Below are 13,930 nucleotides of genomic sequence, written 5' to 3'. Positions count from 1 at the left end.
GATCAACACAAGGCTATTCGTCGGCAGCGTCAGATGTGTATAAGAGAACAGCCACACCCTCCTCGGTAGAGTGCTCGCCGCCCCCGCCGGAAGCCGCGTACATGGCCTGGCCCATCTTCTGGCTCACCGCGGCCAGCTTCTCCGCGGCCGTGCGGATCGCCGCGGCGTCGCCGCCGTCCAGTACGGACTTCACCTCGGCCGACGCCGAGTCCACCTCCGCCCTGGTCTCCGGGGGGATCTGTTCCTCGTTCTCGCTCACGAACCTCTCGGTCTGGTAGACGAGTTGCTCCGCCTGGTTGCGTGTCTGCGCCGCCTCCCTGCGCTTGCGGTCCTCCTCCGCGTGTTCCTCCGCCTCACGGACCATGCGGTTGATGTCGTCCTTGGGCAGGGCGGAGCCGCCCGTCACCGTCATGCGCTGCTCGCGGCCCGTCGCCTCGTCCTTCGCGGAGACATGCATGATTCCGTTGGCGTCGATGTCGAAGGTCACCTCGATCTTGGGGACGCCGCGCGGGGCAGGGGGCAGCCCCGTGAGGTCGAAGACGCCCAGCTTCTTGTTGTACGCGGCGATCTCCCGCTCCCCCTGGAAGACCTGGATGCCGACCGACGGCTGGTTGTCCTCGGCGGTGGAGAAGGTCTCCGAACGGCGGGTGGGAATGGTCGTGTTGCGTTCGATGAGCTTGGTCATGATGCCGCCCTTGGTCTCGATGCCGAGGGACAGCGGCGTCACGTCCAGGAGGAGTACGTCCTTGACGTCGCCCCGGATCACCCCCGCCTGGAGCGTCGCGCCGAGCGCCACCACCTCGTCCGGATTGACCCCCTTGTGCGGCTCGCGCCCCGTGAGTTCCTTGACCAGCTCCGTCACCGCCGGCATCCGCGTCGAACCGCCCACCAGGATCACGTGGTCGACGGCGGACAGCTGCACCCCCGCGTCCTTCACCGCCTGGTGGAAGGGGACGCGGCAGCGTTCGAGCAAGTCGCCGGTGAGCTCCTGGAATTGAGCGCGGGTCAGTTTCTCCGCCAGATGCAGCGGGCCGTCCGCCGACGCCGTCACGTACGGAAGGTTGATGTCCGTCTCGCTCGACGAGGAGAGTTCGATCTTCGCCTTCTCGGCGCCCTCGCGCAGCCGTTGCAGCGCCATCTTGTCCTTGCCGAGGTCCACGCCGTACGCGTTCTTGAACTGCCGCACCAGGTGCTCGACGATCCGCTGGTCCCAGTCGTCGCCGCCCAGTTGGGTGTCGCCGTTGGTGGCCTTCACCTCGATGACACCGTCGCCCATCTCCAGGAGCGAGACGTCGAACGTGCCGCCGCCCAGGTCGAAGACGAGGACGGTCTGGTCGTCGCCCTTGTCGAGGCCGTACGCGAGGGCGGCCGCCGTCGGTTCGTTGATGATGCGCAGCACCTTCAGGCCCGCGATCTCCCCGGCCTCCTTGGTGGCCTGGCGCTGGGCGTCGTCGAAGTACGCGGGGACGGTGACGACCGCGTCGGTGACGTCCTCGCCGAGATAGGACTCGGCGTCACGCTTGAGCTTCTGCAGGACGCGGGCGGAGAGCTCCTGCGCGGTGTACCGGGTGCCGTCCACGGCGCCGCTCTCGGGGAAGCGCCAACTCCCGTCGCCCATATGGCGTTTGACGGAGCGGGCGGTGCGCTCCACATTCGTGACCGCCTGCCGCTTGGCGACCTCTCCGACCAGGACGTCGCCGTTCTTCGCGAAGGCGACGACCGAGGGCGTGGTGCGCGCGCCCTCCGCGTTGGCGACGACCGTGGGATCGCCGCCCTCCAGAACCGCCACCACCGAATTGGTCGTACCGAGGTCGATCCCGACTGCACGTGCCATGTCCAGTCCCCTTCCACCGCGAGCCCGTTCCCGGCGTACTCCGCCCTCCATCACAAAACTTGAGCGTCGTCTTGTCAATGCCGCGTCTACGGGTACGGGCGGGTACGACTGTGCCGCCGCCCCCGCAAGGGGGACGGCGGCACAGTCGTTCGTACGGGCGCGGCCCGTCGTCAGGCGAGCTTCGCCGTCAGCGTGATCGGCGTGGCCTTCAGCGCCTGGCTCACCGGGCAGCTGACCTTGGCGTCCTCGGCGGCCGCGAGGAACGCGGCCTCGTCCATGCCCGGCACGGTGCCCTCGACGGTGAGGTGGATGCCGGTGATGCCGGTGCCGGGCTGGAACGTCACGTCGGCCGACGTGACCAGACGGGTCGGCGGGTTGCCGGCCTTGTCGAGGATGTTGGAAAAGGCCATGGAGAAGCAGCTGGAGTGCGCGGCGGCGATCAGCTCCTCCGGGCTGGTCTTGCCGTTCGCCTGCTCGGCGCGGGCCGGCCAGGACACCGCCTGCTCCCCGATCCCGGAGGAGTCGAAGGTGACGGTGCCGGTGCCCTTGAGCAGGTTGCCTTCCCAGACCGTGTGCGCGGAGCGCGTGGTAGCCACGATGGAGATCCCTTCAGTACGGTTCCGTGCTGCGTGTCGGAACGTCCGTGCACCCATCCGATCACACCCGGACTCAGCGCACGCGGAAGACCGGCCCACGCGCGGTGAACGGCAGACGGCCACCGGACGGCAGCAGATACGCGTGCTCCCTGCGCACCCGCAGCACATCGCACTCCCCGTCGGTGATCACCAGGACCGGCGCGGCCGCCGGGAAGTCGTCCGCGCGCTGGAGCAGATCGATGCCGGGCTGCAGCACGGTGCCGCCGCGGCCGCGCACGCGCACCTGTCCCGCGATCTCCGTGACCGGCAGATAGCCCGCGTCGTGCGGGGCCGCGTCGCAGAAGACGACGCGGGCCGCCGGTACGTCGCGTGCGGTGGCGTACGAGGCGATGGCGCCAAGCGCCTTGCCGAGCAGGACGCGGCTCATGGAGCCGGAGGTGTCCAGGACGACGCCGAAGGTGCAGCGGGCGATCTCCTCGGGCGGGTGGTAGCGGCCCGCGCGCGGGATGCCGGGGGTCGACGCCTGGCGGCGCGAGGGCCGCGCGTAGCTGCGCAGGGGCTCGGGCCGGGGCACGAACTCGTCGAACCAGCGGGCCAGTTGGGCGTCCCACGGCACGGGCGGATGCGTGAGCGCGCGGATCTCCTCGATGAGACCGCCGGGCAGCAGCCCCCGGTCCTGCTGATGATGCAGCTCGTGGCCCTGGACGAGTCCGCGCCGGTAGAACTCGTCGAGGTCGACATAGTCCCCCGCCTGCCCGAGCCGCTCCCCGAGGATGTCGCCGCGCCCCTTGCCGCGCAGGGTCGCCATCCGGCGCATGCGGCGCTGGTCGGCGACGATCCTGTCGTACACCTCCTCGGCGCTGAGCCCCGCCAACTCCGGGTCGTGCAGGAGCCCTTCGGGCATCTCGCCGACGCCCATCTCGAGCAGCCATCCATTGATGACGTAATCGGCGGCGACATTGAAGAGATACGGGTCGCGGGTACCCCGCCGATCGCCGTGCCGCAGGGCGGCGTGCAGCATCTCGTGGGCGAGGATGAACCGCCACTCCTCGTCGGCGTACCGCACATGCGGGTTGATGTAGATCTCCCCCGCGTCGGCGTTGACCGCGGCGACGGAGATGTCGTGGGCGCGGGCGAGTTCGGCGTCCGCGACGACCGTCATGCCGGCCGCGATGCCGCCGAGGAGGGGGTAGGAGGACACGAACCAGTTGAGCGCGCGCTCCCAGGGGCGGGCGGGTACGCGCTCGCCCTTCAGCTCGTCACGCCGCCCGCCCGCCACGTCCATGGCGGCGGACACCGTGCGGGTGAGGGCGTGCGCGAAGACGGTCTGCCAGTCCTTGACGGGGCCGTACCAGGCGGGCCAGGGCTCGAGCACCTGGTCGGCGGCGGTGCCGCCGGCGCCGCAGTGCTCGTACTCCGCCGGGATGCCGTCACGCCGCCAGCGCGCGGCGAGCTGCTCCTCGTCGCCGCCGGGGAACTCGGTGGGCAGCTCGTCGGGCGGGCTGCCGACGGGGAAGGTCTGCTGGAAGCGGTGTACGACCACGCAGCGCGCCGCGAGGTCGTAGCGGTCGGGCTGCTCGCGGGGGCCCTTGGCGGCGGGGACGTGGCCGAAGCCGAGGTGGAGGAGGCAGTGGGAGAGGGCCCAGGCCCAGTGGGCCGGTTCTGCCCTTCGGGTGGGGTGGACGTGTACGCAGCCGTCGGAGTCGACGAGGGCGTAGCCGTGCGGGGGCGCGACGCGGCATCCGGTCCGACAGAAGTTCGCTTCGAGGGAGTCGAGGGCGGGGTTGCTCCGCACCAGGGCAAGCCCCTTGAGGTAGGCCTCTGTTGCGGGGTCGGGGCGGGTGTCGTCCTTGTTCTTGCCTCGGCGGCGCGAGGGGGTCATCGCCTCGCCTCCACCAGCCGCGGCATGTCCCTCGCCGCCTCCACCAAGAACCACGCCGGCAGCAGGGGATTGCCGTCCGTGTCGTCCGCGATGACCGTCTGCGCTACCTCCACCGAGATCTCCGCCAGCTGCACGAGCAGCGACTTGGCGCGGTACGCCGTCTGGCGGACGGACGGCGACGCGTGTTCCTTGGACGCGGGGAGTTCCTTCGCCAGACGGCCCCGGAACGACTCCGCGAGGTAGTACAGAAGGTCCCGTTCCTCCGGCCGACGAGGCCACCGCGCGTCGCCCTTCAGGATCGCGTCGAGCCCGAACCGGCTCCGCACGACCTTGACGTACCCGCAGAAGGCGACCGCGTGCCCCGGCGTCAGCGTCCCGTGCGCGACGACCTTCAGGGTCTCCTCGTCCAGCGTCGGCCCGAAGGAGTGCAGCGCGTCCGACAGCATGTGCCAGGACCGGGGCGTGGAGAACGGCTCCTCCGTCTTCGGGGGCTTCGACCAGAGGTGGTCGGGTCGGTCGGTCAAGTAGTCGGTGATCCACGGGTGGATGCCGTGGTCCGCCGCCCATCCCAGCCAGTCCGTCGCGGACGCCGAAAGGTGCACGTGGGCAAGTCGGTTGACCAGTGCGGAGGAGATCGGACGCGCGAGCGCGTTGTCCGTGGCGCGGTTGCCCGCGCCGATCACGATCGAGCCCTCGGGGAGTTCGTAGTTGCCTATGCGGCGGTCCAGGATCAAGGAGTAGAACGCCTTCTGGACGTCCGGTGTCGCCGCGTTCAGCTCGTCGAGGAACAGGCAGTACGGCTCGTCCCGCGCGATCGACTCCGGCGGGCAGAACACCGAACGGCCGTCGCGGATCTGCGGTACGCCGATGAGGTCCTCAGGAGCCAGCTGCGTACCCAGCAGGCTCACGCACTCCAGGCCGAGGGAGTCGGCGAACTTCCGCACCAGGGAGGACTTTCCGATGCCGGGCGCGCCCCAGATGAAAACGGGCCGCACCGTGGCGAGCCCGAGCAGCAGCTCGGGAATCCTGGCGGGGGTGACGCTGACAGCAGCCTGCACGCAGGGGCTCCTTGGGGGTGTTCGAGTGGGGCGCGCAGGTGCGCGGGGTCCGGTACGAACAGTGTGTGCGCTGTGCGAGGCGGGGCGCACACCATTTTCCGCGGCACGGGCATCCTCCGCGCCCGGCCGCGTACCACCCCGCACGCCCCCTCCAGAGAGGCGACTGGGGCGGGGCGAAAGCCCTGGTACGCGCCCGCTATGGCCGGAATGCCAACTGTGCAAGGTTCCGGCGCGGTGACATTTTGAGGCCCCCTCGCGCACGGGACGAGGAATTCACCTCAGGGGGTTTGGCCATGCGCATGAACTACACGGACCGCGGTCCGTCTCCGCTGGAAGCGGAGAAGCCCGGAGCCGCGGGCGACCGGGACTCGACGTTCGGCTGGTGGGGTGCGTTCAGCATCCAGAAGTTCGTCAATCAGTCATCGCTCTTCCACACACACGCCGATGCCACCGGGTGGCTGGCATACCTCCAGCAGTTCTACGACCGCAACTTCTGGTTCGCGGACGGCGGCGCGCAGGTGTGGGCGTACGAGGAGACGTACGACAACTGGCAGGACCGCTACGGCATGGACGCGGTGGTGGCCGTCTACCACTCGGGCCACGGCGGCATGGACGGGAACGGGGTCTTCTTCGCGCCACTCGGCGCGGTCTGGGACGGCCGCAGCGACGCGATCTCCAACCGGATGGCGCTGGGCAACGAGAAGGCGAACTACGTCTTCTGGTCGACCTGCAACTCGCTGCGGGTGCTCGGCGGGCACTCCCCGATCCGCACCTGGGCGGGCCCCAACATCGGCTTCCGCATGATCTTCGGGTTCGAGACGGTCAGCATCGACAGTCCCGACTACGGCAAGAAGTTCTGGGAGAAGTGGCGGGCCGGGCAGACCTTCACGGATGCCTGGCTGAACGCCAGTTGGGACATCTACAACGGCCAGGCGCCGTCGGTCTGCGCCGTGGGCGCCACCCAGGCCGAGGCCACCGCCCGCCTCAACGGCGAGCGCACCCTGTACCGCGAGCACGTGCCGGACAACTGGTACGCGTGGCGCTGGTACTACGCCCGCGACAGCCTCAGGGAGCCCCTGACGCAGGCGCCCGCGAGCCCGCAGATCGTGCAGCTCGCGCCGCGCGACCCGGGCCAGGAGCTCACCAGGATGGGGCAGCTCGCCAACTTCCCGTCGGCGGCGCTGCAAGAGGTGCAGGTCGAGCGGCAGGGCGTGCTCAGCGCCACTTCCGGCGACCGGACCATCTCGACCGCGCCGCACGCGAGCAGGTGGGTCAAGCTCGCCGAGGCCAACCACCGCAACCTCAGGCAGCTGCCGACCGAGCGGGCCGTCGAGGCGGCGCGCGCGTTCGCCGAGCAGCACGCGGACGGCGCCGAGCTGGTCGTCGACAGCGTGCACGACCTGATGCAGAACTCCGGGGCCAAGGACGGCTCCGAGCTCGGGCAGCCGGTGTCGCTGCAGACCCATGTGACGTTCCGTCAGGTCTTCGACGGCATACCGGTCATCACCCCGGACCGCGGTCTTGTCCGCGTGGTCCTGGACAACGACGCCACCGTCGTCCAGGCGCAGATCTCCACCCGAGAGACCACAGGTACGACGCGCGAGCCGAGCACGAACGTCTCGCCGCCGCCCGAGGGCGGCAAGGCGGCCGCGGCGCCGCTGGAGCGCGACCCGCGCAAGGCGCTGGCCGCCGCCCAGCAGAAGCTGCTCGCCGAACTCGCCGCCGTCTCGGCCGACCAGCCGGGCGGGCAGGGCGCCAAGGCCACGGAGCAGCCCCAGGTCAGGGACGTGCCGGGCACGTTCGACGTCGGCTATGAGATCGAGGGCAACGAGGCCTACCCGGCCGCCCGCAAGCTGATCGAGATCGGCCCGCCCGACGGCATGTTCACCACTCGTCGCTGGGTGGTCGCACCGCTGGCCCGGTAGTCCGGGGCAGGGCCACGACCGACGGGGGTCGGGGAATCAGTGGGTGGCGGTCCGCTTCTTGCGGGCCGCCATCCACGCGTGGACGACGACGCCGGCGAAGAGGAACAGCACGCCCTGGTAGACGGCCGCGTACCCGGACCCGGCGACCAGCCACAGGGAGAACCCGCACGCGATGCCCGCGAGGATCCCGTCGCGCACCAGGCGGCCGCGGTCGACCCGCTCGCCCTGCCCGGAGATCAGGAAGTAGATCTGCGCGGCGGTGGCCAGGAGGTAGGGCACGGTCGCCGTGAACGTGGTGATCAGGACGAGGGACTCGAAGACGCCGCTGGAACCGGCCGTGTAGTTGTAGACGGTGAGCAGCGAGGCGAGGACGACGGTGACCAGGACGCCGACGGTCGGCACGCCGCGCTTCTTCTTGCCGAAGGCGGGTGGGAAGAGCCCGTCCTTGGCGGCCGCGTACGGCGTCTGGGCGCTCAGCAGCGTCCAGCCGTTGAGGGCGCCGAGGATCGACACGACGGCGGCGCAGGCGACCGCGATGCCGCCCCAGGAGCCGCCGAACATGACGTTGACGGCGTCCGAGAACGGCGCGGTGGAGCCGACGAGCTTGTCGTGGGCGACGGTGCCGAAGACGGCGAGGGTGCCGAGCAGATAGACGAGGGCGGCGCCCAGCGTGCCGAGGATCGTGGCGCGCCCGACGTTGCGCCGCGGATCGCGCACCTCGCCGGCGCTCACGGCGGCCGACTCCACGCCCAGGTAGGAGAAGAGCAGGATGGCGGCGGACGCGGAGACGGCGCCGACCGGGCTGTCGTCGCTCGCCTGGAAGGGCCCGAGGTTGCCGCTGTCGAAGAAGAAGAGGCCGCCGACCGCGACGAGGAGCAGCGGCAGGAACTTCAGGACGGTGGCGACGAGCTGGACCGCGCCGACGTACCGGGTGCCCGCGAAGTTCGCGAGTGCGGGGAGCAGTTGAATCACCAGGGCGGCAAGGCAGGCGGTCCACTTGTGGTCGTCGACCGGTATCAGGACGTCCAGATAGCCGACGGCCGCGACGGCGAGCGCCGCGTTCGACACCCAGGCGGTGGCCCAGTAGGACCAGGCCGCGAGGAATCCGGCGAAGTCGCCGAACGCCTCACGGGCGTAGACGTACGGTCCGCCGGTGCGCGGATCGCGCCGGGCGAGCCGCCCGAAGACGAGGGCGAGGGCGATGGCGCCCGCGGTCAGGACGGCGAACGCGACGAGGCTGATGGTGCCGAAGGGGGCGACGGAGGCCGGGAGCAGGAAGATGCCGCCGCCGATGATGTTGCCCATGACCAGGCAGGTGGCGATCGGCAGTCCGAAGCGGCGAGCGTGCTTGCTCTGCTCTTCGTGCTGCTCTTCGTGCTGTTCTTCGTGCTGTTCTTCCTGGTCGGGGGCCGGAGCCGGCAGGATCGCGGTTCCGGTGTCGTGCATGGGGTGGTGCCTCTCGTCGTGCGGGGGCGCCCGGGATCGCCGGGCGCGAGCCCATGGTCGGGCACGACGCGATGCGCTCAAAATCAGTGTGTTTTGTCCTGTACGGAACCGTCGGTGGCCGCAAAAGCTGTGTCGCCCGGCCCCTCGCGCCGGGAATCGTCCGGGGCCCCCGGGGCCCCTCCCACCAGCGGAATCTCCGGCCCTCTGAACTCTCCGAGCCAGCGTCTGAGTACGTCGTGGACCCGCTCTGCGCCGACGAGTTCACGGCCGTTCTCCAGGGGCGCGGACAGGGAGAGCGGCGAGAGCAGGAAGGGGTGGCCCTGGGCGCCGCCGAGTCCGCCGTGCGAGCCGATCTGCTCCTCGAACGCGAGCACTTCGCCCTCCTGGGGGTCGTACCAGGAGTTGACCATGATGTCGGCGGTGTGCGGGAAGCCGTCGGTGCGGCGCACGGCGTCGGCGGCGCCGGGACCGAAGTCGGCGAGCGGCCCGAGGTCGTCCGGCTTCTCGTCGAGGTGGATCTCGGCGCCGCGCGCGCCGAGCACGACGGGGCCGCGCCCTTCGCCGCGTACGAGGACGAAGCCGACGCCCGGATGGTTGGCGAGGGTGGGAAGCAGCGCCGGGTGGCGCAGGTCGATCTCCTCGCGGGTCATGCGGTGCGGGACGTCGGGGAAGGAGACCAGGCCGAGGTTGCCGGAGGCCAGCACGATGGGCTCGGCACGGCGGGCGGGCCGGTGCTCGGCGCCCTCCTCGACGGGGCGGCGCAGCGCGGCGCGCGCCGTCGAGCGGGCCTCGGCGCCGCTGTGGGTGCGCTGCGCCTTACGCGGCACGGGCAGCCCGCAGCCCGCCCTGACCAGGTCGCCGAGGGTGAGGCCGTAGCGGCCGCGGAAGGTCTCGCCGGGGCTCTGGCCGTGGTCGGAGAGGAGCACGATGCGGTAGGCGCGCGGGGCGTGTTCGGCGACCTTGGCGATCAGCGCGATGGACCGGTCGAGGCGCTGCAGGACCTTCTCCGCGTCGCCGCTGACGGGCCCGGAGTGGTGGGCCACTTCGTCGTACGCGACGAGGTCGGCGTAGACCGAGCTGCGCCCGGCGAGCATGTCCCCTATGACGGCGGCGACCACGACGTCCCGCTCGACGACGGTCGCGAAGGCCCGGATGAAGGGGTAGAGCCCGCCGCGGTTCACCCGCGGGCGGCGCCTCTTGAGCCGGGCGGCGGTCGACTCGCCGATCTCGCGGAAGACCTCGGCGATGAAGGAGAGCGCGGTGCGCACGGCGTTGGCGGGGTCGGAGAAGTAGGCGAAGTACCCGGCGCGGGAGCGGTTCTCCTTGCCACGCCGGGCGGCGATGGAGAGCACGAGCGCGAGCTGTTCGGCTCCGCCGCTGAAGAGATTGCCGCGGCTCGCGCCGTCGACGGTGAGCAGGCCGCCGTCGCCGGTGCGCTCGATGGCGCGGCGCTGCAGTTCCGCGGCGGACGCGGGGCGGTTGGAGACCATCACCTCCCCCGTGTCCTTCTCGTACCAGCGGAAGGCGGGGACGTCCTCGTTGGAGCCGTGCAGGATGCCGAGCTGGCTCGCGCCGGTCTGGCTCGACCAGTCGGTGCGCCAGGGGGTGAGCCGGTGGCTGGCCCGCCCGCCGTCCTGCCCGAGCCAGCCGGCGACGGTCGGCATCAGGCCCTTCTCCGCGGCGGAGCGCAGGACGTCGTGGCCGACCCCGTCGAGCTGGAGGAAGACGGTGCCGGGCGAGGTGGGCCCGGCGAGCCCTTCGACGAGCCGGCCGCGACGGCGGTCGGCGAGCCGGTAGAGGCGCCGGCGGTAGGCGTCGTCGTCACGGACGGCGAGGGCGCCTCCGGTGGCGGAGGCGACGGCGGACATCACGGCGGCGACGACCACGGCGGTCTCGGCGTTGGCATCACCGCGGCCGTCCGGGATCAGCCTGAGGGCCAGGAGCAGCAGCGAGCCGTTGAGGAAGAAGGCGAGCAGACCGAGCACCAGAGCGGGGACGAGCAGCAGGGCCCGCACGAGGACGGGCCACACCAGGGCGGAGAGCAGACCGAAGGCGCCGGCGCCGAGGGCCGCGGTGACGGCGATGCGGGTGGCGCTGTCACCGTCCGCGGACTGCAACTGGAAGTCGGGCAGGATGCCGGCGAGGGCGAGCATGGTGAGCGTACTGACGACCCATACGGCGACGGACCGCCACAGCGCACTCCCGACCGCCCGCCATCGCCCTCGCCCCACGCCGCGCCGCCTCACGTTTCATGACAGAACCGGACACCAGCGTGTCATACGGCACTGACCGAAGAACGAATCAGCGAGGTCAACGGCCGTCGTACCCTGCGGTGGGCATGGAAAGGCGCCGGTGGACATGCGCCTTCATCACCGCGTCGTAAGCCGGCTCCGCGAGGCCCGCCGTCTCGATCCGCACCCCGCGCCGACCGCACTCCGCGGTGAACTCGTCGGCGGAGCGCAGGGCGAGGTCGAGGACGCGGCGGCTGGGCACGACGAACAGGTCCACGAGGCCCGCCTCGACGTCGGCCCACAGGACGGCGTGGTCGGCGCGCAGGCCGCGGACGACGAGTTCACGGGTGACGACGTACCCGCGGGCCTCGGCCCACCGCGCGCACATGGCGTGCTGGCTGCGGGAGTCCACCAGGAACGGGTCGACGTCCAGCTCCTCCAGAGGCGTCAGGCTCGCGATCGACGCGACCCGCACCCCGCACACGCCTGCCGTGTCTTCCATCGCGTCCTCCTCACCTCTGTCGTCAGCTGTCGTCAGCCGAAGACCCTACTCCTGGCCGTAGGCTCGTAAACAGTCGCACGGAGGAGGAACCGGAGTGCCGGTGGAGATCACCTGGTGGGGTCATGCCACCTGCACGATCGAGGACTCGGGTCTGCGGGTGCTCACGGACCCGCTGTTCGCCCGCCGCCTCGCCCATCTGCGCCGGCGCAGGGGCGCGCTGCCGCCCCCGGACGCTGCCGTCGCGGACGCGGTGCTCGTCTCCCATCTGCACGCCGACCATCTGCATCTGCCATCGCTCGCGAGCATCGCGCCCGGCACCCGCGTGCTGCTGCCGCGCGGCGCCCCCGGCGCGGTGCCCGGACTCTCCCGCAGGCTCTCCCACCTGCGTCTCGTCGAGGTGGTGCCGGGCGACGAGGTGCGTGTCGGCGAGCTCGTCGTCCGCGTGGTGTCCGCGCTGCACGACGGGCGGCGGCTGCCCGTCGGACCGCACCGTGCGCCCGCGCTCGGGTTCGTGGTGAGCGGTGAGTCGCGGACGTACTTCGCCGGGGACACCGGCCTGTTCGACGCGATGGCCGACGAGGTGGGGGAGGTCGACGTGGCGCTGCTGCCCGTCGGCGGCTGGGGCCCGCATCTGGGTCACGGCCATCTGGACGCGGGGGGCGCGGCCGTCGCGCTGTCCAGGATCGCGCCGCGCAGCGCGGTGCCGGTGCACTACGGAACGTACTGGCCGATCGGCATGGACGCCGTGCGCCCGCATGAATTCCACGCGCCGGGCGAGGAGTTCGTGCGCCACGCGGCGCGGCTCGCACCCCAGGTGGCGGTGCACCGGCTCGGGCACGGCGAGAGCGTGCGGCCCGAGGTCACCAAGGGGGAACCCCAGTGATCCTCGCCGAGGCGGCCCAGGTGCCGCCGGAGTCGACGCAGCAGGCGGTGGGCTATCCGTCGCTGTTCCTGCTCATCGTGCTCGGCGCGCTGGTGCCGGTGGTGCCCACGGGCGCCCTGGTCAGCTCGGCCGCCGTGGTGGCCTTCCACCAGACGGCGCCGTTCTCGCTCCTCTTGGTGTTCGGGGTCTCGGCGCTCGCCGCGTTCCTCGGGGACCTCGCCCTGTACTGGCTCGGGCGGCGCGGCATGGGGTCGAAGAACGGTTCGCGCTGGCTCGCGGCGATCCGCGACCGCGCGCCCGAGGACCGCCTGGAGCAGGCGCAGGACAAACTCGCGGCCCACGGCGTGCTGGTCCTCGTCCTGTCCCGGCTCGTCCCCGCCGGGCGGATCCCGGTGATGCTGGCGTGCCTGATGGCGAAGATGCCGCTGCGCGAGTTCGCCCGCGGCGATGCGCCCGCCTGCCTGGCCTGGGCCCTGACGTACCAGCTGATCGGCATTCTCGGCGGCTCGCTCTTCTCGGAGCCGTGGGAGGGCGTGGCGGTGGCGGTCGGCCTGACGGTGCTGATCAGTGTGGCGCCCACGGTGTGGCGCAGGGCGCGGCGTACGGCTTCCTAGCCGGCCAGGCGAGGACGCGGGACGCGCCGACCGGCAGGTCCCACAGGTCGTCGCGGGCGAGCCCGGCCCTCTCCCACGCGGTACGCACCCGGGTCAGCGGTTCCAGGACCGGCTCGCCCGACAGCAGGAACGTGCCCCAGTGCATGGGCGCGAGCCGCCGCGCGCCGACATCGGCCGCGGCCCGCACGGCCTCCTCCGGATCGCAGTGGACGTCCTTGAGCCACCACCGCGGGTGGTACGCGCCGACCGGAAGGAGCGCCAGGTCGATGCCGGGATATCGGGCGCCGATCCGCTCGAACCAGTGCCCGTAGCCGGTGTCGCCCGCGAAGTAGATCCGCTGCCCCTCGGCGTCGGTGAGCACCCAGCCGCCCCAGAGGGTGCGACAGGTGTCTACCAGGCTCCGCTTGGACCAGTGGTGCGCGGGTACGAAGTCGAAGCGCACCCCGCCCAGTTCGGCGGCCTCCCACCAGTCCAGCTCGGTGACCCGGCCGAAGCGGCGGCGGGTGAACCAGCGGCCGAGCCCGGCGGGCACGAACACCGGGGTGTCCCTGGGCAGCCGGGCGAGGGTCGGGGCGTCCAGGTGGTCGTAGTGGTTGTGGCTGATGACGACCGCGTCGACGCGCGGCAGCGCGCTCCAGGCCACGCCGGCGGGCGTGACGCGGGCCGGCGTGCCGAGGATCTTGCGGGACCAGACGGGGTCGGCGAGGACGGTGAGCCCGCCGATCCGGATGACCCAACTGGCGTGCCCCACCCAGGTGACGGCGACGGTGCGGGCGTCGACCCGGGGCAGCGGCCCCGGCTCGAAGGGCAGCCGCGGGATGTCGGCGAGGCCTTCGGGGGTGGGCCGCAGCGAGCCCTCGCGGGCGAACCGGGCCAGGGCCCGCAGCCCCGGCAGCGGCGCGGTCAGCCGGTCAGCGAACGACTTCGGCCACAGCCGCGCCCCGCCGGGGGTGCGCGGC

11 protein-coding genes are annotated in these 13,930 nt (G+C 71.7%); 3 read left to right on the top strand and 8 right to left on the bottom strand.

Annotated elements, in window-relative coordinates:
- Positions 1–13: 13 nt before the first annotated feature.
- The 4 genes from dnaK to E2651_RS32565 form a co-directional block, all read right to left on the bottom strand.
- Positions 14–1,834 carry a molecular chaperone DnaK gene (gene dnaK, locus E2651_RS32580; RefSeq protein WP_135334863.1) on the bottom strand — a complete coding sequence of 607 codons (1,821 nt, stop codon included), beginning with the start codon at positions 1,832–1,834 and terminating at the stop codon, positions 14–16.
- Positions 1,835–2,004: 170 nt separating this feature from the next.
- Positions 2,005–2,430: an OsmC family peroxiredoxin gene (locus E2651_RS32575; RefSeq protein ID WP_135334862.1), complete on the bottom strand. Its 426-nt coding sequence runs from the start codon at positions 2,428–2,430 to the stop codon at positions 2,005–2,007.
- Between the two features lie 73 nt (positions 2,431–2,503).
- Entirely contained in the window at positions 2,504–4,312 is a 1,809-nt protein-coding gene (locus E2651_RS32570) for a hypothetical protein (protein WP_135334861.1), read from the bottom strand.
- Positions 4,309–5,370 (bottom strand): MoxR family ATPase, encoded by a 1,062-nt coding sequence (locus E2651_RS32565; protein WP_135334860.1) that lies wholly within the window; start codon positions 5,368–5,370, stop codon positions 4,309–4,311. Before E2651_RS32565 ends, E2651_RS32570 begins: the two co-directional genes overlap by 4 nt.
- Positions 5,371–5,663: 293 nt before the next feature.
- On the opposite strand from E2651_RS32565, the gene E2651_RS32560 reads away from it, so the two are divergent.
- Positions 5,664–7,295 carry a DUF6345 domain-containing protein gene (locus E2651_RS32560; RefSeq protein ID WP_135334859.1) on the top strand — a complete coding sequence of 544 codons (1,632 nt, stop codon included), beginning with the start codon at positions 5,664–5,666 and terminating at the stop codon, positions 7,293–7,295.
- A 36-nt stretch (positions 7,296–7,331) separates the two neighbouring features.
- Here E2651_RS32560 and E2651_RS32555 read toward each other — a convergent pair whose 3' ends face one another.
- The 3 genes from E2651_RS32555 to E2651_RS32545 form a co-directional block, all read right to left on the bottom strand.
- Positions 7,332–8,741, bottom strand: a complete 1,410-nt coding sequence (locus E2651_RS32555) for an amino acid permease (protein WP_135334858.1) — start codon at positions 8,739–8,741, stop codon at positions 7,332–7,334.
- Positions 8,742–8,824: 83 nt separating this feature from the next.
- Complete coding sequence (locus E2651_RS32550; protein ID WP_209446302.1) at positions 8,825–10,972, bottom strand: phage holin family protein; 2,148 nt, start codon at positions 10,970–10,972, stop codon at positions 8,825–8,827.
- A 79-nt stretch (positions 10,973–11,051) separates the two neighbouring features.
- Positions 11,052–11,474 carry a hypothetical protein gene (locus E2651_RS32545; RefSeq protein ID WP_135334856.1) on the bottom strand — a complete coding sequence of 141 codons (423 nt, stop codon included), beginning with the start codon at positions 11,472–11,474 and terminating at the stop codon, positions 11,052–11,054.
- Between the two features lie 94 nt (positions 11,475–11,568).
- Here E2651_RS32545 and E2651_RS32540 point away from each other — a divergent pair, with 94 nt between their 5' ends.
- Together E2651_RS32540 and E2651_RS32535 are read left to right on the top strand one after the other, a co-directional pair.
- Positions 11,569–12,357: an MBL fold metallo-hydrolase gene (locus E2651_RS32540; RefSeq protein ID WP_135334855.1), complete on the top strand. Its 789-nt coding sequence runs from the start codon at positions 11,569–11,571 to the stop codon at positions 12,355–12,357.
- Complete coding sequence (locus E2651_RS32535; RefSeq protein WP_135334854.1) at positions 12,354–12,971, top strand: VTT domain-containing protein; 618 nt, start codon at positions 12,354–12,356, stop codon at positions 12,969–12,971. The genes E2651_RS32540 and E2651_RS32535 overlap by 4 nt, the downstream gene beginning before the upstream one ends.
- Here the strand turns inward: E2651_RS32535 and E2651_RS32530 are convergent.
- The coding region (locus tag E2651_RS32530) for an MBL fold metallo-hydrolase (protein ID WP_135334853.1) at positions 12,922–13,930 on the bottom strand (1,009 nt) is incomplete at its 5' end. The two genes, E2651_RS32535 and E2651_RS32530, sit on opposite strands and share 50 nt — an antisense overlap.

It is taken from the genome of Streptomyces sp. MZ04, from assembly GCF_004684775.1.
Classification (GTDB): domain Bacteria; phylum Actinomycetota; class Actinomycetes; order Streptomycetales; family Streptomycetaceae; genus Streptomyces.
The sequence above is the reverse complement of the archived record's forward strand: the minus strand, read 5'-3'. Positions and strand labels throughout refer to the sequence as shown.